Source organism: Flexivirga oryzae (assembly GCF_014190805.1).
Classification (GTDB): Bacteria; Actinomycetota; Actinomycetes; order Actinomycetales; family Dermatophilaceae; genus Flexivirga; species Flexivirga oryzae.
Genome location: NZ_JACHVQ010000001.1, coordinates 493,535 through 519,275, shown reverse-complemented (window position 1 = coordinate 519,275; position 25,741 = coordinate 493,535). Strand labels below are relative to the sequence as shown.

General features: G+C 70.5%; 20 protein-coding genes and 1 riboswitch. Of the genes, 6 read left to right on the top strand and 14 right to left on the bottom strand.

The genetic code is table 11. From position 1 onward, the window contains the following. The first annotated feature begins 40 nt into the window (after positions 1-40). Complete coding sequence (locus FHU39_RS02435) at positions 41-1,039, top strand: CE1 family esterase (RefSeq protein WP_183318636.1); 999 nt, start codon at positions 41-43, stop codon at positions 1,037-1,039. Continuing rightward, on the top strand, positions 1,036-2,592 hold the full coding sequence (locus FHU39_RS02430; protein ID WP_183318634.1) for an AbgT family transporter: 1,557 nt from the start codon (positions 1,036-1,038) through the stop codon (positions 2,590-2,592). The genes FHU39_RS02435 and FHU39_RS02430 overlap by 4 nt, the downstream gene beginning before the upstream one ends. A 51-nt stretch (positions 2,593-2,643) precedes the next feature. Here the strand turns inward: FHU39_RS02430 and FHU39_RS23960 are convergent, their stop codons facing one another. Further along, positions 2,644-2,877, bottom strand: a complete 234-nt coding sequence (locus FHU39_RS23960; RefSeq protein WP_183318632.1) for a DUF3046 domain-containing protein — start codon at positions 2,875-2,877, stop codon at positions 2,644-2,646. A 100-nt stretch (positions 2,878-2,977) separates the two neighbouring features. Here FHU39_RS23960 and FHU39_RS02420 point away from each other — a divergent pair, with 100 nt between their 5' ends. Continuing rightward, complete coding sequence (locus tag FHU39_RS02420) at positions 2,978-7,651, top strand: ATP-dependent helicase (protein ID WP_183318630.1); 4,674 nt, start codon at positions 2,978-2,980, stop codon at positions 7,649-7,651. 2 nt (positions 7,652-7,653) lie between these two features. On the opposite strand, the gene FHU39_RS02415 is transcribed toward FHU39_RS02420, so the two are convergent. The 4 genes from FHU39_RS02415 to FHU39_RS02400 form a co-directional block, all read right to left on the bottom strand. Beyond that, positions 7,654-8,472: an ABC transporter permease gene (locus FHU39_RS02415; RefSeq protein ID WP_183318628.1), complete on the bottom strand. Its 819-nt coding sequence runs from the start codon at positions 8,470-8,472 to the stop codon at positions 7,654-7,656. After that, positions 8,469-9,461, bottom strand: a complete 993-nt coding sequence (locus FHU39_RS02410; RefSeq protein ID WP_183318626.1) for an ABC transporter ATP-binding protein — start codon at positions 9,459-9,461, stop codon at positions 8,469-8,471. The genes FHU39_RS02415 and FHU39_RS02410 overlap by 4 nt, the downstream gene beginning before the upstream one ends. A gap of 245 nt (positions 9,462-9,706) precedes the next feature. Then, a complete protein-coding gene (locus tag FHU39_RS02405) occupies positions 9,707-10,390 on the bottom strand; it encodes a response regulator (RefSeq protein WP_183318624.1) in 684 nt (227 codons plus the stop codon). Then, positions 10,387-11,523, bottom strand: coding sequence for a sensor histidine kinase (locus FHU39_RS02400; protein WP_183318622.1), 1,137 nt, complete (start codon positions 11,521-11,523; stop codon positions 10,387-10,389). The genes FHU39_RS02405 and FHU39_RS02400 overlap by 4 nt, the downstream gene beginning before the upstream one ends. 63 nt (positions 11,524-11,586) lie before the next feature. On the opposite strand from FHU39_RS02400, the gene FHU39_RS02395 reads away from it, so the two are divergent. Further along, on the top strand, positions 11,587-12,360 hold the full coding sequence (locus tag FHU39_RS02395; RefSeq protein WP_183318620.1) for an Fpg/Nei family DNA glycosylase: 774 nt from the start codon (positions 11,587-11,589) through the stop codon (positions 12,358-12,360). 1 nt (position 12,361) lies between these two features. Here the strand turns inward: FHU39_RS02395 and FHU39_RS02390 are convergent, their stop codons facing one another. The 4 genes from FHU39_RS02390 to rimO all read right to left on the bottom strand — a co-directional run bounded on the left by FHU39_RS02390 (position 12,362) and on the right by rimO (position 15,467). Continuing rightward, positions 12,362-12,661 (bottom strand): helix-turn-helix domain-containing protein, encoded by a 300-nt coding sequence (locus FHU39_RS02390; protein ID WP_183318617.1) that lies wholly within the window; start codon positions 12,659-12,661, stop codon positions 12,362-12,364. 102 nt (positions 12,662-12,763) lie between these two features. Next, positions 12,764-13,270 (bottom strand): CinA family protein, encoded by a 507-nt coding sequence (locus FHU39_RS02385; RefSeq protein WP_183318615.1) that lies wholly within the window; start codon positions 13,268-13,270, stop codon positions 12,764-12,766. Positions 13,271-13,272: 2 nt separating this feature from the next. Then, the gene (pgsA, locus tag FHU39_RS02380) at positions 13,273-14,010 is read right to left on the bottom strand and encodes a CDP-diacylglycerol--glycerol-3-phosphate 3-phosphatidyltransferase (RefSeq protein ID WP_425484751.1); all 738 of its coding nucleotides are present in this window, start codon (positions 14,008-14,010) and stop codon (positions 13,273-13,275) included. After that, positions 14,007-15,467, bottom strand: a complete 1,461-nt coding sequence (gene rimO / locus FHU39_RS02375) for a 30S ribosomal protein S12 methylthiotransferase RimO (RefSeq protein ID WP_183318614.1) — start codon at positions 15,465-15,467, stop codon at positions 14,007-14,009. The genes pgsA and rimO overlap by 4 nt, the downstream gene beginning before the upstream one ends. A 59-nt stretch (positions 15,468-15,526) precedes the next feature. Between rimO and FHU39_RS02370 the strand changes: the two genes are divergently transcribed. After that, the gene (locus FHU39_RS02370; protein WP_183318612.1) at positions 15,527-16,726 is read left to right on the top strand and encodes a dipeptidase; all 1,200 of its coding nucleotides are present in this window, start codon (positions 15,527-15,529) and stop codon (positions 16,724-16,726) included. 51 nt (positions 16,727-16,777) lie between these two features. On the opposite strand, the gene FHU39_RS02365 is transcribed toward FHU39_RS02370, so the two are convergent. The 5 genes from FHU39_RS02365 to FHU39_RS02345 form a co-directional block, all read right to left on the bottom strand. Beyond that, a complete protein-coding gene (locus FHU39_RS02365) occupies positions 16,778-17,752 on the bottom strand; it encodes a PDDEXK family nuclease (protein WP_246336144.1) in 975 nt (324 codons plus the stop codon). Between the two features lie 240 nt (positions 17,753-17,992). Further along, on the bottom strand, positions 17,993-19,360 hold the full coding sequence (locus FHU39_RS02360) for a hypothetical protein (RefSeq protein WP_183318610.1): 1,368 nt from the start codon (positions 19,358-19,360) through the stop codon (positions 17,993-17,995). 101 nt (positions 19,361-19,461) lie between these two features. After that, the gene (locus tag FHU39_RS02355; protein WP_183318608.1) at positions 19,462-20,223 is read right to left on the bottom strand and encodes a hypothetical protein; all 762 of its coding nucleotides are present in this window, start codon (positions 20,221-20,223) and stop codon (positions 19,462-19,464) included. Beyond that, a complete protein-coding gene (locus FHU39_RS02350) occupies positions 20,220-20,957 on the bottom strand; it encodes an ion channel (RefSeq protein WP_343065704.1) in 738 nt (245 codons plus the stop codon). The genes FHU39_RS02355 and FHU39_RS02350 overlap by 4 nt, the downstream gene beginning before the upstream one ends. Beyond that, positions 20,930-23,470, bottom strand: a complete 2,541-nt coding sequence (locus FHU39_RS02345) for an FtsK/SpoIIIE family DNA translocase (RefSeq protein WP_246336291.1) — start codon at positions 23,468-23,470, stop codon at positions 20,930-20,932. The genes FHU39_RS02350 and FHU39_RS02345 overlap by 28 nt, the downstream gene beginning before the upstream one ends. Positions 23,471-24,038: 568 nt before the next feature. Next, positions 24,039-24,152, top strand: a riboswitch (SAM riboswitch). Positions 24,153-24,204: 52 nt separating this feature from the next. On the opposite strand from FHU39_RS02345, the gene FHU39_RS02340 reads away from it, so the two are divergent. Continuing rightward, positions 24,205-25,575 carry an aminotransferase class V-fold PLP-dependent enzyme gene (locus FHU39_RS02340; protein ID WP_246336143.1) on the top strand — a complete coding sequence of 457 codons (1,371 nt, stop codon included), beginning with the start codon at positions 24,205-24,207 and terminating at the stop codon, positions 25,573-25,575. Positions 25,576-25,741: the final 166 nt, after the last annotated feature.

Genomic DNA, 25,741 nt, shown 5'->3' with positions numbered 1-25,741 from the left:
GGGTCGAGTGCGCCCTCGACCCGACCGAAAGGAACCCAGCATGAAGCAGATCCGGCAACGCACCGCCGTCCTCAGCACAACGCTGCTGGCCACCGCCGCAGTGGCTGGCCCGGCCGTCGCGCACAGCCTGCCACCGGAGGGCAGCCACTCGACAGCGAGCGCTGCGCACTCCTCCGCGACCGCATGCGCCAAGCGCACCGACCAGGAGTCCGGCGCGAGTGCGAAATACACGATCACCAGCGGCGGCCACGACCGCTCGTTCATCCTGCATCTGCCGAAAGGCTATGAACGACACAGTGACTGGCCGCTGATCGTCGCCTATCACGGACGCGGGAGCACCGGCACCGAGATCGAAGGATTCTCCGGCCTGTCGTCACTGCCCGCGGTCGTCGCCTACCCCAACGGCATGATCGGCACCGGCTCCGGTTATCGACAGGCGTGGCAGGGCGCGCCATACGCACCGCCCGGGGTCGACGACGTGCAGTTCACCTCCGACCTGCTCGACCAGCTGCAGTCGGACTACTGCGTCGACCCGACCCGCACCTACGCAACGGGCAAGTCCAACGGCGCCGGGTTCGTCGGGCTGCTCGCCTGCCGCCTGCCGGACCGGTTCGCTGCCTTCGCACCGAACTCCGGGGCGTTCTACCCTCAGGCACGGCAGGGCTGTGAGAACGCGAAACCCACTGCCGTCCTTGACATCCACGGCACCGGTGACTCCACCATCCCGTATGGCGGGGACCCGGACCGGGACCTGCCGGCGATCCGTTCCTACGTCGCCGACTGGGCGGCCCGCGACAGGTGTGCACCGAACCCGTCGATCCGTCGGATCGGCACCGACATCAACGTCTATCGCTGGAAGCACTGCGCCTCCGGGACCGAGGTCGAGCACGTCGCCGTCACCGGCGGCGGACACGTCTGGCCCGGGACCCACACCTACTCCGGTGGCGGACACGTCACCCACACGATCGCCGCACAGGACGTGATGTGGCGGTTCTTCAGCAAGCACCGCCTCGCCACCCCGACGGGAGCCACGTCATGACCACCTCCACACCCACCGCATCGAAGCAGGACGACGAGCAGGACCGGTTGCCGTTCATCATCCGCGCCATGGGCGTGGTCGAGAAGGCCGGCAACGCCCTGCCGAACCCGTTCTGGCTCTTCTGGATCCTGGCCGCCGTCCTCGGCATCCTCAGCGCGATCCTCGCCGGCGCCGGCGTGAGCGTCGTGTCGCCGAGCGACCACAAGACGGTTGCGGTGCGCAACCTGTTCAGCGGCGACGGGCTCGCGATGGCGCTGTCGAGCGCCGTCGACAACTTCGCGACCTTCCCGCCCATGGCGACCATCGTCGTGGTGATCATGGGCGTGGCCGTCGCCGAACGCACCGGGTTCCTCGCCGCGGTGATGAAGATCGGTGTGTCCCGGGTCCCCGCTTCCGCCGTGGTGTTCGCGGTCGCGTTCCTCGGGACCGTGTCGCACGTGGCGTCCGCCGCGGCATACATCATCCTTGTTCCGTTGGGCGGCTTGGCATTTCGTGCGGTCGGAAGGTCACCGATCCTCGGCATCGTGGTCGCGTACACCTCGATCGCCTCGGGGTATGACGCGAGCCCGATCCCCACACCGAACGACACGATCTTCGCCGGCATCACCACCTCGGCCGCGCGGCTGATCGACAAGGACGTCACGGTGTCGGCGGTGAGCAACTGGTTCTTCAACATCGCATCGTCACTGCTGCTCGCGACGGTGATCACCCTGATGACCCGCTGGGTGCTGGCCAAGCGACCGGACCTCGACCCCGACCCGGACGTCGACCTGGACCAGATCGGCGACCTGCACCTGTCCGACCGCGAGCGGTCCGCCGTGCGCGCCGCCTGCCTGACCCTGCTCGGTCTGCTGGTCGTCGTCGCCGCGATCGTCATACCGCCCGGGTCGCCGCTGCGCGGTGAGGGCGGCAGCATCGCCGAGTCACCGTTCCTGGACGGCATCGCCTTCGTGATCGCCGTGCTGTTCGGCGCGACCGGCATGGTCTACGGCCTGCGCACCGGTGCGCTCAAGGGCATCGGTGACACGCCGCGGCTGATGGCCGAGGGCATCAAGCAGATGGCGCCGGTGCTGGTGCTGTTCTTCGCGATCGCGCAGTTCCTCGCCTACTTCGACTGGACCAACCTGGGCGACGTCATGTCGGTCAAGTCCGCCGACCTGCTCGACCAGGCGAACGTCCCCGCGCCCATCATCTTCCTGATGGTGCTCGCGCTGTTGAGCATCGTGAACGTCCTGGTGACGAGCGGTTCGGCGATGTGGTCCATCGCGGCGCCCGTGCTGGTGCCGACGCTGATGCTGCTGTCGGTGCCGCCGGAGACCACCCAGGCGATCTTCCGGATCGCCGACTCCGGGTCCACCGCGATCACCCCGATGAGCCCGTACTTCATCATGGCGCTCGGTTTCCTGCAGCGGTATCGCAAGAAGGCCGGCATCGGGACGCTCGCGTCATACACGTTGCCACTCGCCATCGCGATGACGGTCACCTGGACGCTGCTGTTCTTCCTCTGGTGGGCGCTCGGCATCCCGCTCGGCCCCGGCGCGCCGGTGCGGTGACCCGCGGACGCCGGCTGCGAAATGAGGACCCAGCGCCACAGCCGGCGTCCGTCACACGTCGCGACGCTCCTTGATGGGTATGTCGCGGCCCAGCCGGCGCTCCTCGGGCACCTGCAGGTCCTCGCAGACCGCGAACCACACCTCACGCGGCTTGACCCCGTCGGCGAGCGCCTCGTCCGGGGTGCGGTTGCCCAGCTTCTGCAGGACGTGGCTGCCGCCGAGGACCCCGGCGTACGCCGTGCCGAACTCGTCGGCCATCAGCCGCCTGTACTCCGAATGCTTCACCGCACCAGCGTAAGCGTCATGCCGCTGCGCTTTCCTGCCGAGAGGTATGACGCACACGGCGAGCCGGTATGTCGGACCCGGGTGCGAAGCTAGCCCTGGAATGACGAACGACGTCCTGCAGCGCTTCTCCCCCGCCACCCGCGCGTGGTTCGAGGGGTCGTTCAGCGCGCCCACCCCCGCCCAGGCCGGCGCCTGGGATGCCATCAGCAACGGCGACCACACGCTCGTCGTGGCGCCCACCGGCTCCGGCAAGACGCTGTCGGCGTTCCTCTGGGCGATCGACGCGATGATCCGCGAGCCGGTGCCGGAGGACCCGAGGGCCCGGTGCCGGGTGCTCTACATCTCGCCGATGAAGGCGCTGGCCGTGGACGTCGAGCGCAACCTGCGCTCGCCGCTGGTCGGCATCCAGCACGCCGCCGACCGGCTGCGCATCGACCGGCCAGAGGTGTCGGTGTCGGTGCGGTCCGGCGACACCCCCGCGAACGAGCGACGCGCCTTCGCCCGCCGGCCCACCGACATCCTGATCACGACACCGGAGTCGCTCTTCCTGCTGCTCACCTCGGCGGCGCGGGAGGCGCTGGCCGGTGTCGAGACCGTCATCGTCGACGAGGTCCACGCGGTCGCCGGCACCAAACGCGGGGCGCACCTCGCCCTCTCGCTGGAGCGGCTCGACGCACTCCTGCCGCGACCGGCGCAGCGCATCGGGCTGTCGGCGACCGTCCGACCCGTCGAGGAGGTCGGCCGGTTCCTCACCGGCGGGCGGCCGGTGACGACCGTGCAGCCACCGGCCGAGAAGCACTGGCAGCTGGACGTCGTCGTGCCCGTTCCCGACCTGACCGAGCTGGGTCAGGTCGCCGCCGACGTCGATGGACCATCGGGTGATCCCGTTGAGCGAGCGTCGATCTGGCCGCACGTCGAAGAACGCATCGTCGACCTGATCGCGACACACACGTCGACCATCGTCTTCGCCAACTCCCGCCGCCTCGCCGAGCGGCTCACCGCGCGGCTCAACGAGATCTGGGCCGACCGGTCCGGTGACCAGCTCGCTCACTCGAGCGGGCCGCCGGCGCAGGTGATGGCGCAATCCGGCCAATCCAAAGGTGCACCAGGCGTTCTCGCACGTGCACACCACGGGTCCGTCGCCAAGGAGCAGCGCGCCGAGATCGAGGACGCGCTCAAGTCCGGCCGGCTGCCGGCCGTCGTCGCGACCAGCTCCCTGGAGCTCGGCATCGACATGGGCGAGGTCGACCTCGTCGTGCAGGTCGAGTCCCCGCCGAGCGTGGCGAGCGGGCTGCAGCGCGTCGGCCGTGCCGGCCACCAGGTCGGCGCAGTCTCCCACGGCGTCTTCTTCCCGAAGTTCCGCGGCGATCTGGTGCAGTCCGCCGTCGTGGTGTCCGGCATGCGTGCGGGAATGATCGAATCCCTCGCCATACCGAAGAATCCCGTCGATGTGCTGGCCCAGCAGATCGTCGCGATGTGCGCGATGGACGACTGGTCGGTCGATGAGCTGCAGCAGCTGGTGAGCCGCACCGCGTCGTTCGCGACACTCCCCCGGACGGTCACCGAGTCGGTGCTCGACATGCTGGCCGGTCGCTATCCGTCCGACGAGTTCGCCGAGCTGCGGCCCCGCATCGTGTGGGACCGCATCACCGACACGCTGAGCGGTCGTCCGGGCGCCCTGCGGCTCGCGGTGACCAGCGGCGGCACCATCCCCGACCGCGGCCTCTACGGCGTGTTCCTCGCCGGCGGCGAGGGACCCGGTCGCCGTGTCGGTGAGCTCGACGAGGAGATGGTTTACGAGTCCCGCGTCGGCGACGTCTTCACCCTCGGCACCACGAGCTGGCGGATCGAGGACATCACCCACGACCAGGTGCTCGTCACGCCCGCTCCCGGCCAGCCCGGCCGTCTGCCCTTCTGGAAGGGTGACGCGCCCGGCCGCCCGGCCGAACTAGGCGCTGCCCTGGGCGAATTCGTCCGTGAGCTGGTTACCCTCGACGATACGGCGGCTCGGGCGGCGGTCGCCGACACCGGGCTCGACGAGTGGGCGACCGACAACCTGCTCGCCTACCTGCGCGAGCAGCAGGAGGCGACCGGCCAGGTCCCGCACGACAAGGCGATCGTCGTCGAACGCTTCCGTGACGAGCTCGGCGACTGGCGCGTCGTCATCCATTCGCCGTATGGCGCGCCGGTCCACGCGCCGTGGGCGCTGGCGATCGCGGCGCGGATCCGCGAACGCCTCGGCATCGAGGTGCAGACCATGCACGGCGACGACGGCATCGTGCTGCGGCTGCCCGACATCGACCCGGACAGCGACGCGGCCGACCCGGCTCGACTCCTGGAGATGGTGCTGCTCGACCCGCAGACGATCAGCGCGATCGTCACCGATGAGATCGGTGGATCCGCTTTGTTCGCAGCGCGTTTCCGGGAGTGCGCGGCGCGGGCACTGTTGCTGCCGCGCCGCACCCCGGGTCGTCGGCAGGCGCTCTGGCAGCAGCGGCAACGGTCCGCCCAACTGCTCGAGGTGGCCGCGCGCTATCCGTCGTTCCCGATCGTGCTGGAAGCCGTGCGCGAGTGTCTGCAGGACGTCTTCGACGTGCCCGGCCTGGAGACCCTGATGGGCGACGTCGCCGCCCGGCGGGTGCGGGTCGTGCAGGTGGACACCGACGCACCGTCGCCGTTCGCCGCCAGCCTGCTGTTCGGTTACGTCGCGCAGTTCCTCTACGAGGGCGACTCACCGCTCGCGGAGCGCCGTGCCGCGGCCCTGGCGCTCGACCCGTCACTGCTGGCCGACCTGCTCGGCACCGGCGAGGGAGCGTCGCTGCGCGACCTGCTCGACGCGACCGTCGTCCGCGACACCGAGCTGGCCCTGCAGCGCCTCACCCCCGAGCGCGCCTGCCGGCACGCCGAGGATCTCGCCGACCTCGTGCGAGTGCTCGGCCCGCTCACCGGCGAGCAGATCGCCGCCCGCACCAGATCCGAGGTCCGCGGCGAGATCAGCTCGTGGATCACCGGATTGACCTCGGCGCGCCGTGTCATCGAGGTGCGCTGGGGTGACGCCGTCCGCTACGCAGCGATCGAGGACGCGGCCCGACTGCGCGACGCGCTCGGGGTGGCACTCCCCCCGGGTCTTCCCGCGGCGTTCCTCGAGCCGGTTGCCGACCCGCTCGGCGACCTCGTGGCCCGGCACGCCCGCACGCACGGGCCGTTCCCCGACGTCGAGGTCGCCGAGGCGCTGGGGATCGGGCGCACCGTCGCGCACGACGCGCTGCGCCGGCTGACCTCGGCGGGTCGGCTGGTCGAGGGCGAGCTACGACCCACCGAGCTCGGCGGCGGGGTGCACGGCGTCGACTACTGCGACCCGGAGGTGTTGCGCACCATCAAGCGGCGCTCCCTCGCGGCACTGCGGGCCGAGGTGGAGCCGGTCCCGGCCGAGGACCTGGCCCGGTTCCTGCCGGCGTGGCAGGGAGTCGGCGGCACACTGCGCGGCGTCGACGGGGTCATGCGGGTGGTCGAGCAGTTGGCCGGCGCCCGGGTGCCCGCAAGTGCCCTGGAGACGCTGATCCTGCCGGCCCGGGTGGCGTCATACCACCCGGGAATGCTCGACGAGCTGATGGCCGGTGGCGACGTCGTCTGGCAGGGGCACGCATCGCTGCCGGGCGACGACGGCTGGGTGTCCTTGCACCCGGCGGAGACCTCGCCGCTGACGCTGGCACCGCCGGACGAGACCGTCGACCTCACCGAACTGCACCGGCAGCTGCTCGGTCTGCTGGAGAGCGGTGGCGCCTACTTCTTCCGGGCACTCGCCGACTCGGTCACCGATCCGGACACGCACATGGGCGACGCCGAGGTGCTCGCGGCCCTGTGGGATCTGGTGTGGGGCGGGCGGATCAGCGGTGACACGTTCGCTCCGGTGCGGGCGTTGCTGGCTGGCGGCCGCACCGCGCACAAGTCGCGCCCGCAAGGGCCGCGCCGATCACGCTACGGACGGCCCGGGGCGCTCGGTGGGATGCGACCACGCGGATCGCGGACGACGGCGCGTGGGGGTCCGCCCACCGCAACCGGTCGGTGGTCGGCGCTGCCGCAGCTCGCGACCGACGTCACGGCTCGCACGTTCGCCGAAGCCGAGGTGTTGCTCGACCGCCACGGCATCGTGACACGTGGCGCCGTGCAGGCGGAGGGCGTGCCCGGCGGGTTCGCCGGCGTCTACCGGGTGCTCGCTGCCGCGGAAGACTCCGGGCGAGTGCGGCGCGGCTACTTCGTCGAGGGTCTCGGGGCGGCCCAGTTCGGTGGCGCCGGCGCCGTCGACCGGTTGCGTGCCAGTGGCAAAAGGGTTGAGCAACAACGCAATCCGTGGGATGTCGTGCCGGCCTCCGAGGTCGACACCATCGTCTTGGCGGCGGCCGACCCGGCCAATCCGTTCGGGGCGGCGCTGCCCTGGCCGAAGCGCGACGACGCCCCCGTCGAGCACCGGCCCAGCCGCCGCGCCGGCGCCATGGTCGTGCTGGCCGACGGCGAGCCCGCACTGTTCGTCGAGCGCGGTGGTCGCACGGTGCTCACCTTCACCGACGCCGCCGACCAGTTGCAGGCGGCCGCCGCGGCGCTCGCCGCACTCGTCGTGCTGCCACCCGATGCGCACGGCGCGCCGCGGCTGCGCGGGCTGACCGTCGAATCGATCGACGGCGAGCCCGCGCTGCGGACCGAGCACCCGTTGGCACGGGCGCTCCTCGATGCCGGATTCCACACCGCGCCGAAGGGTTTGCGCCTGCGCCGGTGACGCTAGCTGCTGACGTCGCGGCGCCGCAGCAGCGTCGATACCACGACGAGCGCCGCGACGCCATACAGGACCAGGCGCAGTGTCAGTGCGATCCCGGTGACGGTCGCGGTCTCGGGGGCGACGACATACCGCAGCAGCAGCCCGGGGAACCACTCGCCGCCCAGACTGAGCCTGTCACCCAGGACGTTCTCGATCGGGCCGGCCCACAGGATGCCGATGCCGAGACCGATCGGCACCGAGCGGGTGACGATGCCGAGCAGCGTGCCGAGCACCGCCCAACCGGCGATGAAGCCCATCGTCCGCAGATAGTCCTCGCCGGCCATCCGCAGTGATGTCGCATCGAGCCACGAACCGGTGTCCACCCCCTGCCCCGGCGCGACAAGGTATGCCGTGATCAGCCCGGCAAGGAACAAGACGACCACGACGACAGCGCTGATCGCGATGCGGGCGCCGAACGTGCCCGCCGCCAGCGTGAGCCGCCTCGGCTGCTGCAGCAACGACGCGCGCCACGTCCCCCGGGCGAAGGAGCCGGCGCTCATCCCGACGAACAGCGCGAGGATCAGTACCGAGGTGAAGGCGACCGCGGTGCGTACCGCGAGCGTGCCACCCCCGGACTGCCCGAGCGCCTGCAGGCTCACGCCGCCGTTCGCGCGGACCGGCGCGGTGTCGATCATCACCACGGTCAGGATCGCGGAGTACAGGATGGTGAAAGGTATGGCGATGAGCCAGGTTCGCTTGGTGGACAACCGAATCCACTCAGCGACGAACGTGTTCTTCAGGGCCGCGCCGTTCGTGCGCGGTGCCCGCGAAATAGCTGTCATGATCTGCTCCCTGTGCCGACCAGGTCGAGCACCCGGTCCTCGAGTGACTGTTTCTGATGGTGGAGCTCGACGAGCTCGACACCCTGGCCGATGGCGTGGCGGCTCAGTTCACCGGCGAGCCGTTCCGGCTCGTCGTCGCCGACGTCCACCGCGAAGCCGTCGGCGCGGCGTTCCACCGTGCGCCCTTGCGCGGTGAGCAACCGGTGCAGCGCGCTGTCGTCCTCCGGGGACAACCCGCGCAGCAGGATGACCTCGGCCCGCGAGCTGGGCAGCTCGTGCAACGGCCCGCTGTAGCGCAACCCGCCCTGATCCAGCACGATGACCCGGTCGCACACGTGCTCCAGCTCGGCCAGCAGGTGCGACGAGATGAGCACGGTGCGCCCGTCTGCCGCGATCCGCCGCACCATGGCCCGGATGTCACGCATCCCTGCCGGATCGACGCCGTTGGTCGGCTCGTCGAGGATCACCAGGTCCGGGTCGCCCAACAGCGCGACCCCGATGCCGAGTCGCTGTTTCATGCCGAGCGAGTACGACGAGTACGAATCTCCTTCTCGCCCTTGCAATCCGACGAGGTCGAGCACTTCGGGTATGCCGGCCAGGTCGTGTCCTCCGAGGCGAGCGAAGTACTGCAGGTTGGCCCGCCCCGACAGGTTGCCGAAGAACGCGGGGCCCTCAATGAGCGCACCGACACGCGAAAGGTAGTCGGCCGGCCGGGTGAGGTCGTGGCCCAGCACGGTGCCGCGACCTGCGGTCGGCCGGACCAGGCCCAGCAACATGGACATGATGGTGGTCTTGCCGGCACCGTTGGGGCCGATGAGGCCGGTGATCGAACCGGCCGCCAGGTGTAGGTCGACCCCGTCGACGACGGTGCGGCGACCGTACCGCTTGGTGAGCCCGGTGACCGCGACCACCTCGAGACCGTCCGTCCCGGGGCGTCCCGGCCCCGGCCGGGAATCCTGAATCTTCTCGAACACTGCTTGTTCACTCATGATTCAAGCGTGTCGTCGCTCGCGCGAATGCACATCGGTCGTGCGTCGAGATCGGCATACGTCAGATGTTGAGCCCCCCAGCCCGACAGGCCCACATAACGCCCAGAGGCTCAGCAATTCGCCCGTCCAACCACTCCGAAATGCCGGGTTTACTGAGCCCGTCGGGATTTGCTGAGCCTCTCGGTGGTGGGGTGGCGTCAGGTGGCGGGTGCGGGGTGGCGTCAGGTGGCGGGTGCGGGGTGGCGTCAGGTGGCGGGTGGGGTGGCCAGGCCGTGCTGGTAGGCGATGACGACCAGCTGTGCCCGGTCGCGCGCGTGCAGCTTGGTCATCGCCCGGCTGACGTGCGTGCGCACGGTCGCCTGACTCACGAACCACTGGGTGGCGATCTCGTCGTTGGACAACCCCTGGCCGACGAGCCCGACCACCTCGCGTTCGCGCTCGGTGAGCAGCGCCGCGAGCGGCGACGGCCCGCTCCGCCCCTGCGACGGTATGACGTCCTCGTGCTCCGTCGCGAAACGGGCGATCAGCCGCCGGGTCACCGTCGGCGACAACAAGGCGTCACCCGCGGCGACGACACGCAGCGCACGCACGAGTTCGTCCGGGTCGGTGTGCTTGACCAGAAATCCGCTCGCGCCGAATCGCAAAGCCTGGAACACGTATTCGTCCAGGTCGAAGGTGGTCAGCATCACCACGTGCACGCCGCCGAGCTGCGGGTCCGAGGTGATCTGCCGGGTCGCCTCGAGCCCGTCCAGGTCGGGCATCCGGATGTCCATCAACAGCACGTCGGGCCGGTGCTCCTTCGCAGCTGCGACGGCTTCGTGCCCGGTGGTCGCCTCCGCGACCACGTCGATGTCCGGTTCGAGCCCGACGAGCGTGGCGAAGCCGCGGCGGACCAGCGCCTGATCATCGGCGACTACCACTCGGATCACGGTGTCTCCCAACGTGCTTCGACGAAGTATCCACCGTCGGGACGTGGCCCGTGCCGCAGCACGCCGCCGGTCGCGCGGACACGTTCCGCCATACCGACCAGGCCGTGCCCGCCGCCCGAGGGCTGTGCGATGCTCCCCTCCGCCGGACCGTCGTCCACCAACTCGACGCGGAACGCGGACCGCTCCGCGGTCATGGACAGCGCGAGTCGCCCGCCCGGCGCGTAACGCACGGCATTCGTCAGCCCCTCCTGGACGACCCGGTATGCCGCAGCCTGCACGTCGGCGGCGATCCCGTCCAGCGCACCGCTGTCCACCTCGACCCGCAGTCCGGCTTCGCGTGCACCCGCCACCAGGCCGTCGATCTCGTCGAGCCCGTGCTGCGGCCGGGTCGGCGCGGCGCCCGGCTCGCGCAGCGACCCGACGATCGCGCCCAGGTCCGCGAGCGCGTCACGGCCGGCGATGCGCGCGGCCCGCGCCGCCTCGATCGCCTGCTCGGGGTGGTCCTTGGCCAGTCGCTCGGCGAGCGCAGCCTGCACCGTGATCGCGGTCAACGCGTGGGCGACACTGTCGTGCAGGTCCCTCGCCAGCTCCAGCTGTTGCTCCACTTGTGCACGTATTTGCTGCTGTTGCAAGGCCTTTCGACGCTCAATCGCCCTGTCGGCGATGGTTCGCAACCACTCGGCGAGGATGAGCGCAGCGATGCCCCAGCTCAGCACGATCGAGACCCGCAGAATGGTGTCCTGCCCGCCGGCGACATACGCACACGCGGCCACGACGAGCACCGCGACCGGTCCGAGCCGCCGTGCCGGACCTCGCCGTGCGTAGAAACCGAAGCAGAAGACGCCGAGCGGCAGCAAGAAGTAGGCCGGCCCGTTCGGGTAGTGCAGCAGCAGGTAGGCACCGACCGCGGCGCACGGCACCACCAGGCTGGCCAGCGGCGAGACCCGCCGGGCGACCACGGCCGCCATACCCACCAGGCCGAGCGCGATGGCGAGCGCGTCGATGCCGCGCTCGGATCCGTGGACGTGCAGGTGGCTCGCCGACCCGATGACGGCGAGCGCACCGAAGGCGGCCAGGACGTCGAGCAGGTGCCGCTGCCACCACGGCGGGATCACACGGGCTGGGTCGGTCATGCGGGCCAGCCTAGGGACCGCCGACGCACCGATCGTCATACCAGTGTTGAGATGATGCGAGACATGCCCGAAGGCGACGCTGTATGGCGCACCGCACGGCGTCTCGACGACGCCCTGCGGGGTGCGCCACTGGTCGGGTGCGAGCTGAGGTGGCCCAGCCTCGCCGGCACGCACCTGCACGGGATGACCACCGTCGAGGTGGTCCCCCGCGGCAAACACCTGCTGCACCGGCTCGACTCGGGTCTGACGTTGCACAGCCATCTGCGGATGGACGGCAGTTGGCGGGTCCGCCCTACCGGCTCGATGACGCCGGGTTCGGTGCGCAATCCGGCGATCCGCGCACTGCTCGCCACGACCGGCCGGACCGCGATCGGCGAGCGGCTCGGCATGCTCGACCTGGTGGACACCCGTGACGAGCACCGGCTGGTCGGCCACCTCGGCCCGGACCTGCTGGGCGCCGACTGGGACCCCGGCGCGGCGGCGCAACGGCTGCGGCGACGGCCGGACCGCACGATCGGCGCGGCCCTGCTGGACCAGCGCAACCTGGCCGGGCTCGGCACGATCTGGACGACCGAGACGCTCTTCGCCCGACGGCTCAGCCCGTGGTCGACCGTGGGGCAGCTGACCGACGACGGACTGGGCGCGCTGCTGGAGACGGCGCACCGCCTGTTGCACCGGTCGATCGAACGCACCGAATGGGCTGACGCCGCAACGGCATACGGGCATGTCGGTGAGCCCTGCCCACGGTGCGGGAGATTGTTGCGCAACGGTCCGATCGCAGATGCAGCGACGCAGCGGACGCTGGTGTTCTGTCCCGGCTGTCAGCCGGGAGGGTGAATCAGGCCGCGGAGGAGACGACGGAGGCGGCCTCCGGGACCGGGAGCGGCACCGGCGCGGCGACCTGCTCGGCAGCTGCCAAGCGCTGGGAGACCGAGAGCAGTGCTTCCGACATACGCACACCCAGGGCGTCGCAGACGGCGGCGAGCAACTCGGACGAGGCTTCCTTCTCACCACGCTCGATCTCGGAGAGATAGCCGAGCGACAGCTGTGCCGCCTGCGCGACTTCGCGCAGGGTGCGGCCCTGCTCACGACGCACACTGCGCAGCACGTCGCCGAGCTCACGGCGGAGCAGGATCATGGCGCCTCCCTCGGCATCGACAGCAGTGCGAACAAGATCAGCTTAGCGGGCGGCACCGACCGATGTCGGACACGCCACCCAGGACGGGATGTTACGGACTGGTCAACCATCGTGCCCACCGCCGGCATTCCCGCCCGTGACACAGTCGCCGAGCAGGTCGAGCACGGCACGGACGGTCTGCTCGCGGATCGCCGCACGGTCGCCGTTCAGGTCCAGCATGCGCACCTCGTCGACCGGCACCCCGGGCGCGTCGTCCCAGGCCACCGCGATAAACACGCGCCCGACCGGCACGTCGTCCTGGGGGTCGGGCCCGGCGACGCCCGTCGTCGCGAGACCGTGCGTCGCGCCCAGCAGCCGGCGCACACCGTGCGCCATCTGCCGTGCCACCTCGGCCTGGACCGGCCCACCGGCGCGCAGCAGGCGCTCACCCACGCCGAGCACGCTCGCCTTCGTGTCGGTCGCGTATGACGTGACGCTCCCGCGCACCACCGCACTCGCGCCGGGCACCGCGGTCAGTGCCGCGCACACCAGGCCGCCGGTGAGCGACTCCGCGGCGGCGACGGTGTCCCCGCTGCGCACCAGCGTCACGATGAGCTCGTCGTCGTCCATCGTCACCGCCCCCGTTGCGCCCTGCGCGCCCGTCGTGCCCGGGACCGCTCGCTGTTCTGCCGCAGCTTGACCGCCCGGAAGACGTAGTCGACACCGGTCGCGACGGTGATCGCGAGCGCGGCCAGCATCACCACCCAGGCGACGATGTCGAACCACCCGGAGATCGGCAGCAGGAACAGCCCGATCGCCACCGCCTGCAGGAAGGTCTTCAGCTTGCCGCCGCGGCTGGCCGGCAGCACGCCGTGCCGGATCACCGACAGCCGCAGCAGGGTGATGCCGACCTCGCGGATCAGGATGATCCCCGTCACCCACCAGGGCAGTCGCCCGATGATCGACAGGCCGATGAGCGCCATACCCATCAGCGCCTTGTCGGCGATGGGATCCATCATCTTGCCGAAATCGGTGACCAGTCCACGGGATCGGGCCAGGTCACCGTCGATGCGGTCGGTGACGGACGCGATCACGAAGAGCACCACGGCGACGATCCGGTATGGCGTGTCGTGTCCGCCGTGGGTCAGCAGCGCCCAGCCGAAGAACGGCACGAGCACGATGCGGAACATCGTGAGCGCGTTGGCGATGTTCCAGGTGCTCACGCCGGTGCTGGGTGTCGACGCCGGGTCGGGCAGCGGCGGTGCGATCAGCGGCTCCCCGGCCGCGCGGCGCCGCTCGAACTCGGCCCTGCGCCGCTCCAGCTCCTCGCGCGCGATGGCACGGGGCTCTCGGCGTTCGGCCGCACTCACGCGATCAGCTCCGTCGGCGTCGCGATCAGGTCGATGCCGAGCGTGTCGGTCACCCGGGCGGTGACGACGTCGCCGATCGCCACGCTGCCGGGCTCGACGGCGAGGATCGTCTCACCGTCGACGTCCGGCCCCTGCTGCCCCGCGCGACCGCGCACCTGCACGTCGTCGTCCTCGGCCGTGCCGTCGGATTCGACCAGCACCTCGACGGTTTCGCCGATCCGCTCGGTCGCCCGCTGCTCGTTGAGCTGCTCGGCCATCGTGCGGAAGTGCTCCAGCCGTGCCGCGACCTCGTGGGCGGGAAGCTTGGCGTCATACGACTCGGCCTCGGTGCCGTCCTCGTCGGAGTAGCCGAACACGCCGACGACGTCGAGCCGTGCGTTGACGAGGAAGTCCTCGAGCTCGGCCAGGTCGTCGTCGGTCTCCCCGGGGAACCCGACGATGACATTGCTGCGGATGCCGGCGTATGGCGCGCGCGCCCGCACACCGTCCAGCAGTTCGAGGAAGGCGTCCTTGTTGCCGAACCGCCGCATCCGCCGCAACAGCGGCCCGCTCGCATGCTGGAACGAGATGTCGAAGTACGGGACGACGCCCGGGGTCGCGGTCATCACGTCGAGCAGGTCGGGCCGCAGCTCCGCCGGTTGCAGGTAGGACACCCGGACCCGCGAAATCCCCTCAACCTGTGTGAGTTCCGGCAGCATCGTGTCGAGCAGCCGCAGATCGCCGAGGTCCTTGCCGTAGGACGTGGAGTTCTCCGAGACCAAGAAGATCTCCCGCACGTCGTGCTGTCCGAGCCAGCGTGCCTCGGCGAGCACGTCGGCGGGCCGGCGCGACACGAAGGCGCCACGGAAGCTCGGGATCGCGCAGAACGAGCACCGCCGGTCGCACCCGGAGGCGATCTTCAGCGGCGCCCAGGGACGCCCGTCGAGCCGGGCCCGGATGACGCGGGGCGAGGATGCCGGGGACGCGACATCGACGGCATCCGGCCGGCGAACGTCACCGTGACCGGGGTGCGCGACCTCCGCGCCCTGCCGGTCGACGGGACTGATCGGCAACAGCTTGCGCCGGTCGGACGGGGTGTGCGAGGCGGGGGCGTGCCCGGCCAGCACGGACGTGAGATGCGCCGACATGTCGACATACGAATCGAATCCGAGGACGGCGTCGGCCTCCGGCAGCTGTGCCGCGAGCTGCGCGCCATACCGCTCGGCGAGGCAACCGACGGCGACCACCGCCTGGGTGCGGCCGTGCTCCTTGAGGTCGTTCGCCTCCAGCAGCGCGTCGATCGAGTCCTTCTTGGCCTGCTCGACGAACCCGCAGGTGTTGATGACCGCGACGTCCGCGTCGGCAGCGTCGTCGACGAGCGTCCACCCCTCGCTCGCGAGCCGGCCCGCCAGCTCCTCGGAGTCGACCTCGTTGCGAGCGCAGCCCAGAGTGACCAGCGCGACGCTGCGGGATTCCATGGGCTCAACTGTATGGGACGTCCGGCGCGAGAGATCGCACGCGTGATGTGATGGCGGGTATGGCGAACACCGACTCCTCCCCCACTCTTGACCGCGTCCGTGCCGTTCTCGCGAAGCATCCGCTGATCGACGGTCACAACGACCTGGCGTGGGAGGCCCGGGACCAGGTGGGTTACGACTTCGACAAGCTCGACGTGGAGGGCGGCACCGACGGGCGCACGCACACCGACGTGCCGCGGCTGCGCGAAGGCTGCGTCGGCGGACAGTTCTGGTCGGTCTACGTTCCGTCCAACCTGCCCGGCAGCGAGGCGGTCACCCAGACGCTGGAGCAGATCGATGCGGTGCACCAGATGATCGGGAGATGGCCGGAGACGTTCGGCCTCGCGCGCACCGCCGACGAGGTGGAGGCGGTCTTCGCCTCCGGCCGGATCGCGTCGCTGCTCGGCGCCGAGGGCGGTCAGTCGATCGACAGCTCGCTCGCCGCGTTGCGGATGCTCTACGTGCTGGGGGTGCGCTACATGACGCTCACCCACAACGACAACAACCCGTGGGCGGACTCGGCGACCGACGAGCCGGTGCACGGCGGGCTGAGCCGTTTCGGGGTCGAGGTCGTCCGGGAGATGAACCGCATCGGCATGCTCGTCGACCTGTCCCACGTCAGCGCCGACACCATGCGGGCGGCGCTGGCCGCGTCCGAGGCGCCGGTCATCTTCAGCCACTCCTCCGCGCGCGCCGTCGCCGACTCGCCCCGCAACGCCCCCGACGACGTGCTGGAGACGTTGCGCGACAACAACGGCGTCATCATGTCGACGTTCGTGCCGGGCTTCGTGTCGTCGGCCTGCGCGCAGTGGCGCACGGACGCGGGCGACGCTGCACGGGAGTCGGGCGTGGCGCCGACGGACGTGGGCGCGTTCCAACAGTTCTGCGAGCAGTGGGCGGTCCAGCACCCGATGCCGGTCGCGACACTGGATGACGTGGTCGCGCACTTCGTGCACATCCGCGAGGTCGCCGGGATCGACCACCTCGGTGTCGGCGGTGACTTCGACGGCGTGTCGGTGCTGCCCGAAGGGCTGGGCGACGTGTCGGCATACCCGAAGGTCTTCGCCGCCCTCGCCGACCTCGGCTGGTCCGACGAGGACCTCGCCAAGGTGGCCGGCGGCAACGTGCTGCGCGTGATGCGCGACGCGGAGGCGGTAGCGCGCGACCTGCAGGCGACGCGTGGCCCGAGCGTCGCCACTATCGAGCAGCTCGACGGCTGACGCCCAGCCAACCGAGTTGTGGTCTGCACGGAGTGCGGTATGGCGCACTCTCTACGGACCGCAAGAGCCCGAACCGTCACCTGCGCGAAGTGCGTCATAGGTATGACGGACCTGCCGCATGAATCTCTCCGGGGTGAGGCGGAGGCCGATGACGGGGATCCGCAGGACGCGTTCGCCGGCAGCCACCCGGTCGTTCTGCCGCAATGCGTCGTCGATCGGGTTGAGCGCGAGCGCGTGATGCCCGCCGTCGACCTCGACGACGAGTCCGACCTCATCCCAGGACACGTCGAGGTAGACCCGTCCGCCGGGACCGTCGCGAAGCGCCTGACGCGTCGGCGTGGGTAGCCCGGCCTTGCGCGCCAGCCGCGCGAAGTCGAGTTCGCCAAGCGAGTGCGCACCGTCGGTCACGTCCGCGATGACGGAGTCGAGCAAGGTGCGGCGTGGCGACCGGAGCACGCTGCGCCAGGCCAGCTGCACTCGCGGCGGAGTGGTCAGCCGTTGCTGCAGCGGCAGGCAAATGAGCAACGCTGCCTGTCGGTCGCTCACCGCCCACTGCGCCGCATGGATCGTTGCGACCTCGGCAGCGACCCGCCGGATGCCGGCGCCGACGACGGGAGCGAGCCGGTGTGGGAAATGCGTTCGCACACCCGGAACGGCGTGCACCCGACTGGATTTCGGCATTGACACGTCGATGACTGGCGGCTCGAAGCCCGTCAAACCCGCGGCGAGCAGTGCGCTGGTCCCGTCGAGGCGCGCTCCGGATCCGCTCTCCCAGACCGCGCGCCACCACTGCGCGACGACGCCGAGCTCCGGGGAGTCCACCGCGACCGTGTGTCGCCCCACCGTGAACCACCGCCCGGCCGCGACCTCGTTGCGCACCCCGAAACGATCGATACCGTGCTGTGCGAGGGTGAGTCGGTGCACCACACCGCCGTGCTCAGCCGCGAGTTCGCGCGCGATGGCGCGCCGGGCGGCGCCATACCGGAGCGGGGCTCCGACGACCATCTCCAGCGACTGTTGCGGCATCCGAGGAGTCTGCGCGGCGATGACGCAGATGCCGGGGCATCTTCGGCGCGCTGTGGACAACATCGTCATCCAGACGGGGATGGGTATTCCTGCAGTTGAGTTGTGGTCCGCACAGAGTGCGGTATGGCGCACTCTCTACGGACCGCAAGCGCGCGGGGCGGCGCGGCGGCGCTTACACCCCGCAGAAGGTGCGGTATGGCGCACTGTCCGCGGACCGCAAGCGCGCGGAGCAGAGCCGGACTACGCGTCGTCGCGCCAGAACCGGTCGGCGCCGAACACCACGCCGGCGTCACCGCTGGCGTCCGCGGGGTCCGGGTGACCGGCCGCGTCGTACTTCTCGGCGAAGGTGCGCACCTCGGTCTTCCCGGAGTCGTAGTGCAGCCGGATCCGGCCACCGGCCTCGACCTGGTAGGTGCCCTTCTTGTCCGGCGGGTAGTCCGACGCCCAGCCGAAGCTACCGGACCCGCTGAAGCTGCTGATGCTGCCGGAGGTGAGCACGAAGTGACCGTCGTCGGTCATCGCCAGTGATGTCGACCAGGTGGAGCAACCGCCGTAGAGACCGCACATCCCGGAGTAACCGCGGTTCATCAGGTTGACCGCCACGCGGGTGCCTGCTGCCGGCAACAGCGTCGGGCTGAAGGACCAGTCCCCGACCTCCAGCTCGCCGTTGCGGTAGCTGCCGCTGTGTCCGCCCACCGTGAGCGCGCCGCTGCTCGCGTCGTAGCTGTAGCGCACGCAGCCCCAACCATCACCCGGCTGCGACCCGATCGAACCGGTCACTGCGGTGCACCGGGGCGCCCCGGACGTCGGCCGTCCCCAGTACGCCCACTCGTCGCCGAGGAACCAGACGCCGTAGTAGTTACCGTCCGAGCCGTTCATGTTGAATGTGCCGGCGCCGACGAAGTAGTGCCCCGTCAACGCCGACGTGCTGTGCGGCGACCGGGTCGTCGGCTGCGCCGTCGTCGTCGGCTGCGGGGCCTGCGTCGTCGTCGGGGCGGATGGTCCGCCGGACGACGGCACCTGGGCGCCGCCACCGGTCAGCAGATAGCTGCCCGTCCCCAGCCGGAAGCCGTGCCCGTCACCGTCGATGCAGGTGATCCCCTCCCGGCTGACGCACTGCAACGCACCGACGGTGATCCGTGTCCCGTCGCCGAGCACCGGTCCGCCGCTCTCGACGTCGCCCATGCAGGCGAATTCCGGTGCCTTGTGGTCGGCCATCGTGACCGCGCGTCCGCTGCCCATCCCGTGGCAGTCCTTCGGCGGGGTGAACGTCGCACCCTCGTGTGCCTGGCAGGTGATCGCGTCGTCCTCGATGCCGCAGGTGACGACCTTGTCCGGCGACTCGAAACCGACACTGGTGACCAGCCCCTTGTAGTCGGCAACGTCGACGTCGGTGGCTCCGTCGAACGCCTGCTGCAACTGGCTGTATGACGAACCGCCCGTCACCCCAGTGGTTTTCCCGTCCGCGGTATCCGTCGGGTTCGCGGCGGCCGTGACGGTGACCGTCGTGGTGCCGCCCACCGGAAGTGTCCCCTGATCGGCCGGTCCGCATGCGGCCAGACCCCCGACGAGCAGCACGGCACCGGCCACCTGGATCCATCGTGACATGACCACCTCCACGTCCACCGACCCGCGCCCGTCGTGCGCTTATCGTCTGATCAGTGTCGGACGCCCGCAGGGTACCGACGGTTCCGGGCCGGCGGCCGCTCTCAGCGAGCAGCGGGCTTGCGACGCATCGCGTGCGTGATCACCAACGCCAGGGCGGCGATCCAGCCGTAGAGCACACCCCAGACCATCCCGCCGGACACATATTCCGCCAGATACCCGGACGGAAGGTGCCCAGACATCCAGATCGCCGCAGTAGCAGGGGCGGCTGCGGCACCGGCGAGGACCACGGTCATCCACGCACCCAGGAACAGCCCGAAACCACCCGTGCCGGCGCGGGTCGACATGGCCGCAGCCGTCATCAGCAACAGCGCCACCACCAGCACGATCACCACTCCCGCGAGGAAGGCGGTCGTCTGGTCGCCGTTGCCCACACCGAGCCACGGCAGCAGGGCCAGTCGGCTGGTGAAGAAACCGGTGAAGGTCCGGCCGTCGTGGCTCACGTCGTGCAAAGTCGTCTGATACCCGGCGAACGACGTGGCGACGGCGACCAATGCCGCGACGACGGCGCCGACCAGCGCCGCCGGGAAACCGCCGGAACCCCGGTCGGCCGGCAGCATCGGGGCGCCATACGGGGCAGTCGACTGTGGGGGCTGCTGGTAGCCGGGCCCCGGCCGATACCCGGGCTGGGCCGGCTGCGCAGGCCGCTGGTAGCCGCCCTGGGCGGGGCCCTGCGGGCGCTGCGGTGGCGCCGCGGGCGCACCGAACGGCGGGGTGTTGCCGGTCCGCTGACCGGGCCGGTCGCTCGACTGCGCACGACCGGTGTCCCGGCGGATCTCCTGGGTGCGGTCTTCGTCGTCGGTCATTGCTCGCTCTCCCCGCGGTCGGCTGCTTCCCGTGTGTGCTGGAACCGTGCCAGTGTGAGGCCCATCAGCCGCGCCACCACGAGTGCAACATAGTTCAACCCGGCCAACTGCTCCAGCATCATCACCGACCGGGCATGCCCGCCGCCCGGCACGATGTCCGACAGTCCGGTGTTGGTCATCGTCGTGAACGACAGGAAGAGCAACTCGACCCAGTTCAGCTCGCCGTGCTGCCCGGAGGCGAACTGGCCTGTGCCCCAGATGAGTTGGACGATGTCGTAGGTGTAGGCGAAACCCCACGCGACGACCGTGAAACACGCTCCGGTGGCGAAGAGCTCGTCCCGGCTGACATGGGTGTCGGCGAACATGTACCGGATGAGCGCATACGCCGTGTAGAAGTAGAACAACGCGTGCGTGACGTCGGACGCGAGTGCCAGCGGGTCGTTGTCGGGCACCAACGCCGTCAGGACGGTGAGTATGACGGCAGGCGACCCGATGCACACCGAGATCCAGGTGAGCGCGGGCGTCAGCCGCACCGCTGCGACGGCGACGCCGAGCACGACGAGCTGGAAGAGCGAGAAGAACGTTCGCCCGGCAGAGGATTCGGTGGTGAACGGGTAGACCAGGATGCCGAGCAGCTGCACGGCCAGCAGTACGGCGGACGGCAGCGCGCGGACCCGCTGCAGCAGGTTGCCGCGCGGCGCCGGCGTCAGTCCCTGCGATCGGTGAGTTGCCACGCGTCTTCGCTGTCGCCGGCGTCCCCGGTGTCGGCGGCGGCGTCATACGGCTGCTCGGCGCCGGGCGGGTCCTCACCGCGCAGCAGCGCCAGGGTCGTCGGCAGGTCGTCGGGCTTGACCAGCACGTCGCGTGCCTTCGAACCCTCCGACGGGCCGACGATGCCGCGGCTCTCCATCAGGTCCATCAGCCGGCCGGCCTTGGCGAAGCCGACCCGCAGCTTGCGCTGCAGCATCGACGTCGAACCGAACTGGCTGTTGACCACGAGCTCGGCGGCCTGCAGCAGCAGGTCGAGGTCGTCGCCGATGTCCTCGTCGATCTCCTTCTTGGGCGCCGAGACCTGCACGTCGTCGCGGTAGACCGGCTTGAGCTGCTCGCGGACGTGCGAAACCACCTCTTGCACTTCGGTTTCGGTGACCCAGGCACCCTGGACGCGCATCGGTTTGGAGGCGCCCATCGGCAGGAACAGCGCGTCACCCTGACCGATCAGCTTCTCGGCACCCGGCTGGTCGAGCACGACCCGCGAGTCGGCCAGCGACGAGGTGGCGAACGCCATCCGGCTGGGCACATTGGCCTTGATCAGACCGGTGACCACGTCCACCGACGGCCGCTGGGTGGCCAGCACCAGGTGGATGCCGGCGGCACGCGCCAGCTGGGTGATGCGGACGATCGACTCCTCGACGTCACGCGGCGCGACCATCATCAGGTCGGCGAGTTCGTCGACGATGACCAGCAGGTAGGGGTAGGTCTGCATCACCCGCTGCGACCCCGGCGGCGGCGTCACCTTGCCGGCCCGCACCGCCTTGTTGAAGTCGTCGATGTGCTTGTAGCCGAACGCGGCGAGATCGTCATACCGCGTGTCCATCTCGCGCACGACCCACTGCAGCGCCTCGGCGGCCTTCTTGGGGCTGGTGATGATCGGGGTGATCAGGTGCGGAATGCCTTCGTATGCCGTCAGTTCGACGCGTTTGGGGTCGACCAGGACCATCCGGACCTCGTCCGGGGTCGCGCGCATCATGATCGAGGTGATCATCGAGTTGACGAACGACGACTTACCGGCGCCGGTGGCACCGGCGACCAGCAGGTGCGGCATCTTCGCGAGGTTGGCGATCACGTAACCGCCCTCGACGTCCTTGCCGACGCCCATCACCATCGGGTGCGGGTTGCCGCGGGCGGCGCCGCTGCGCAGCACGTCGCCGAGGCTGACCTTCTCGCGGTCGGTGTTGGGGATCTCGATGCCGATCGCGGACTTGCCCGGGATCGGCGACAGGATGCGGACGTCGGCGGACGCGACGGCATACGCGATGTTCTTGGAGAGGGCGGTGACGCGTTCGACCTTGGTGCCCTGGCCGAGCTCGACCTCGTAGCGGGTGACGGTCGGGCCACGGCTGAAGCCGGTGACCTGGGCGTCGACACCGAACGAGTCCAGTGTCTGGGTCAGCGCCTCGACCACGCGGTCGTTGGCGGCCGAGCGTGCCTTCGGCGTGGTGCCGGGCTTCAGCACTTCGTTCGAGGGCAGCGTGTAGGTGACGTCGCCGGCGAGCTGGAGTTGCTCGACCCGCTGCGGCAGCGGGGTGGTCGGGGGTGCCTGCAGCGGTGCCACGGCGACCGACTCCGGCGGTGCGCCCTTGGTGCCGGGCAGCGGCACCGCACGTGCGTCGGCGGCCGGCCGGGCCTCCGGAGTCGTGCTGGGCGGGGTGTCGCAGTCGACGTCGAAGACCTCGCTGTCGCCGGGGTCCTTCTCGCCGGGGCGCAGCACCCGGCCGCTCTTGGTGCGTCGCGGGACGACGGTCGCCGCCTGCTCGAACGGTTCGTCGCCGTCGAGACCGGGGTCGTCCGACTCGTCCTTCTTCGGCTTGCGCCGACGCTTGCGCTTCCCGCCGTCGATCTGGTCGCCGTGCAGGTCCTGGGCGACGGCGTCGACCGGCTCGTCGTCGTCCGAGCCCGGCCCGCCGTGCTCGAAGAGGCGCGCGCGCAGCATCATCAGTCGGGCCGGGATCATCGAGACCGGTGTCGCCGTCATCACCAGCACGCTGAAGATCAACAGGATCGCCAGCAGCGCCATCGCGCCGACCGTGTGCACCGCCGCGACCAACGGACTGCTGGCCATGAAACCGACGATGCCGCCGGCCCCGCGCAGCGCCTTGGTCTGGCTCGGCTGGGGGATGTCCTTGGCGATGCTGGTGATGCCGCACACCGCGATCGCGAAGAGCGCGAGGCCGACCATCACCCGGTTGGTGCCCTGGTCACCGCGCGGTGAGCGCATGAGGTGCACGCCGATCAGGACCAGCACCAGCGGCAGCACGAGCGCGCCGAGCCCGAAGGTCCCGGCGACGATCGCGTGTATGACGTCGCCGACCGCTCCGGTCAGCCCCCACCACTCGCGCGCGGCGATGATGATGGCGGCCGCGACCAGCGCGAAGCCGAGGCCGTCGCGCCGCAACTCCGGCTCGAGGTCGCGCGCGGAGTGCCCGACCCGACGGGCCGCGCCCCCTGCGACGTGCGCGACACCCATCCAGGTGCCCTTCGCGGCGCGCAACGGCAGCGGCAGGCCACCGCTCGCGGGCTTGCCGCCGGACCGTGCCTTGGCCGGCGACTTCTTCGCAGGTGGGCGCGTGGAACTGCGTCCGGACGACGGCCGGGAACGCGAGCCGGACCCGCTGGACCCGGATTTGCTCCGGGTCGCACGCGTGGTCGCCTGCGACGATGACGAACGAGTAGGCACCCAAACACCGTACGCGAGAGTCCCACCAGCCTCATACGAAACACGCCGCTCGGTCGGGCGGCGCCTTCCCCGGGCATACGTCGCCCCAGTGGGGACTCCCGCACGCCCCGGGCCGGTTTCCCGGTCATAGCTCGCCCCAGGGGCGACTCCGGCACGCCCCTCGCCGCATTTCCGGTCATAACTCCCCCCAGTGGCGACTCCCGCACGCCCCGGGCCACCACACCCGGGCATACGTCGCCCCAGTGGGGACTCCGGCACGCCCCGGGCCGCCATACCCGGCCATACGTCGCCCCAGTGGCGACTCCGGCACGCCCCCGGGTTGACGCCGACCACCCGGGTTCGGCTACATTTGCCACCAGGTCACGAGTCTCAGCGTCAAGCCCCGGCTAGCTGAGCGGCAACCCTCCAACCGCGGTGGGGTGCTCCGGGTGACGACCGGGCCGACGTGCAGACACGCCGGCAAGCGCGGATCGGCCCTGCACTTGCGCCATCGTCGATCCCTGGATCGACGAAGGAGCAGCACCTTGAGCATCACCATCGACCCCCGGCAGGACACTGCCCAGCACCGGTTCGGCATCCCGGAGACCACCGCACCCGCCCCGAAGCGCTCCGGCGAGGGCCTGCCGCAGACCATCTCCGCCGACCTCGGCGTCCCGACGGTGCACCGGACCGTCACCGACTACGCCAACTTCGACCACGGTGCGACCACCCCGGCGCTGCTGCAGGTGGCCGACGCGGTCACCAAGGTCCAGCGACGCTACGGCTCGGTGCATCGCGGTGCGGGCTACGCCAGCCGCGTCACGACCGGCTGGTTCGAGGCGGCCCGGGCCGAGGTGGCCGACTTCGTCGGGGCACGCGCCGACGACCAGGTCGTCTTCACCCGCAACACCACCGACGCGCTGCGGTTGCTCGCGCACTGCGTCCCGCAGGACGCACAGGTCTTCGCCTGGGAGTCCGCACACCACGCCGCCGTGCTCCCCTGGCCGGGGTCGCGCACCACCCGGCTGCCGGTGCCGACCAGCACCCCGCACGCCGCGCAGCTGCTGCGCGAAGCACTGCAGCACTCCCCCTCGACCACCAACCTGGTCGTCATCACCGGTGCCTGCAACGTCACCGGTGAGATCTGGCCGGTGGCCGAACTCGTCGCAGTGGCACAGGAGTTCGGCGCCCGGACGGTGCTCGATGCCGCGCAGTACGCACCCCACGTCGCGCTCGACATCGCCGCCCTGGGCGTCGACTGGGTGGCCTTCTCCGGTCACAAGCTCTATGCCCCGTATGGCGCAGGCGTGCTCGCCGGCCGCACCGACTGGCTGGACGCCGCGGACCCCTACCTGCCGGCCGGTGGCGCGACCGCCCGGGTCCACCGCGACCACACCCAGTGGCACCGCGGTCCGGCCCGGCACGAGGGCGGCACCCCGAACGCGGTCGGCGCCGTCGCGATCGCGGCCGCCTGCGCCACCCTGCGCTCGAACCGCACGACCATCGCCGCGCACGAGGCGCAGCTGTACGCACGCCTGCACGCGGGCCTCGCCGCCATCCCCGGCGTGCGGATCCTGGCGGCGCTGGGCGACCGGCCCAACGTCGGTGTCGTGACGTTCACCGTCGACGGTTACGAACCGTCACTGGTCTCCCAGGTGCTCGCGGACGAGCACGCCATCGCCGTGCGGGACGGCCGGTTCTGCGCCCACCTGCTGTGTGACGCGATCGCCGGCGACGATGCCACCGCGATCCGCGCCAGCCTCGGCCTGGCGACCACCGGCGAACACGTCGACCGGTTGGTGTCGGCCGTGCGCCGGCTGGTCGAGCACGGACCCGCGCTGTCCTACGTGCACACCGGCGACGGCTGGTCCGCACCGGCAGACCCCCGGGATCTGGCCGAACCACTGCCCTGGTGACGCGCCGGGGCGGCATACCCGGCGGTGGGCGCCGTGACGAATGTGACGCACGCGACACGATTTCCTGTGACCTTCGCAACACTTCCCAAAAAAGTCACGAAATGGTCACGACTGAACTTGGAAATCGTCGCCGGACCACGTAGCTTCGAACATCGGTGGTTCAAAC

Bases quoted from the DNA above. Each gene is read 5' to 3' on its own strand.
- FHU39_RS02360 (WP_183318610.1), bottom strand. From the start codon at position 19,360: ATGTCACGATGGATCCAGGTGGCCGGTGCCGTGCTGCTCGTCGGGGGT.
- rimO (WP_183318614.1), bottom strand. From the start codon at position 15,467: ATGGAATCCCGCAGCGTCGCGCTGGTCACTCTGGGCTGCGCTCGCAAC.
- FHU39_RS02345 (WP_246336291.1), bottom strand. From the start codon at position 23,470: ATGGGTGTCGCGCACGTCGCAGGGGGCGCGGCCCGTCGGGTCGGGCAC.
- FHU39_RS02410 (WP_183318626.1), bottom strand. From the start codon at position 9,461: ATGAGTGAACAAGCAGTGTTCGAGAAGATTCAGGATTCCCGGCCGGGG.
- FHU39_RS02390 (WP_183318617.1), bottom strand. From the start codon at position 12,661: ATGATCCTGCTCCGCCGTGAGCTCGGCGACGTGCTGCGCAGTGTGCGT.
- FHU39_RS02435 (WP_183318636.1), top strand. From the start codon at position 41: ATGAAGCAGATCCGGCAACGCACCGCCGTCCTCAGCACAACGCTGCTG.
- FHU39_RS02420 (WP_183318630.1), top strand. From the start codon at position 2,978: ATGACGAACGACGTCCTGCAGCGCTTCTCCCCCGCCACCCGCGCGTGG.
- FHU39_RS02430 (WP_183318634.1), top strand. From the start codon at position 1,036: ATGACCACCTCCACACCCACCGCATCGAAGCAGGACGACGAGCAGGAC.
- FHU39_RS02400 (WP_183318622.1), bottom strand. From the start codon at position 11,523: ATGACCGACCCAGCCCGTGTGATCCCGCCGTGGTGGCAGCGGCACCTG.
- FHU39_RS02355 (WP_183318608.1), bottom strand. From the start codon at position 20,223: ATGACCGACGACGAAGACCGCACCCAGGAGATCCGCCGGGACACCGGT.
- FHU39_RS02370 (WP_183318612.1), top strand. From the start codon at position 15,527: ATGGCGAACACCGACTCCTCCCCCACTCTTGACCGCGTCCGTGCCGTT.
- FHU39_RS02365 (WP_246336144.1), bottom strand. From the start codon at position 17,752: ATGCCGCAACAGTCGCTGGAGATGGTCGTCGGAGCCCCGCTCCGGTAT.
- FHU39_RS02385 (WP_183318615.1), bottom strand. From the start codon at position 13,270: ATGGACGACGACGAGCTCATCGTGACGCTGGTGCGCAGCGGGGACACC.
- FHU39_RS02415 (WP_183318628.1), bottom strand. From the start codon at position 8,472: ATGACAGCTATTTCGCGGGCACCGCGCACGAACGGCGCGGCCCTGAAG.
- FHU39_RS02395 (WP_183318620.1), top strand. From the start codon at position 11,587: ATGCCCGAAGGCGACGCTGTATGGCGCACCGCACGGCGTCTCGACGAC.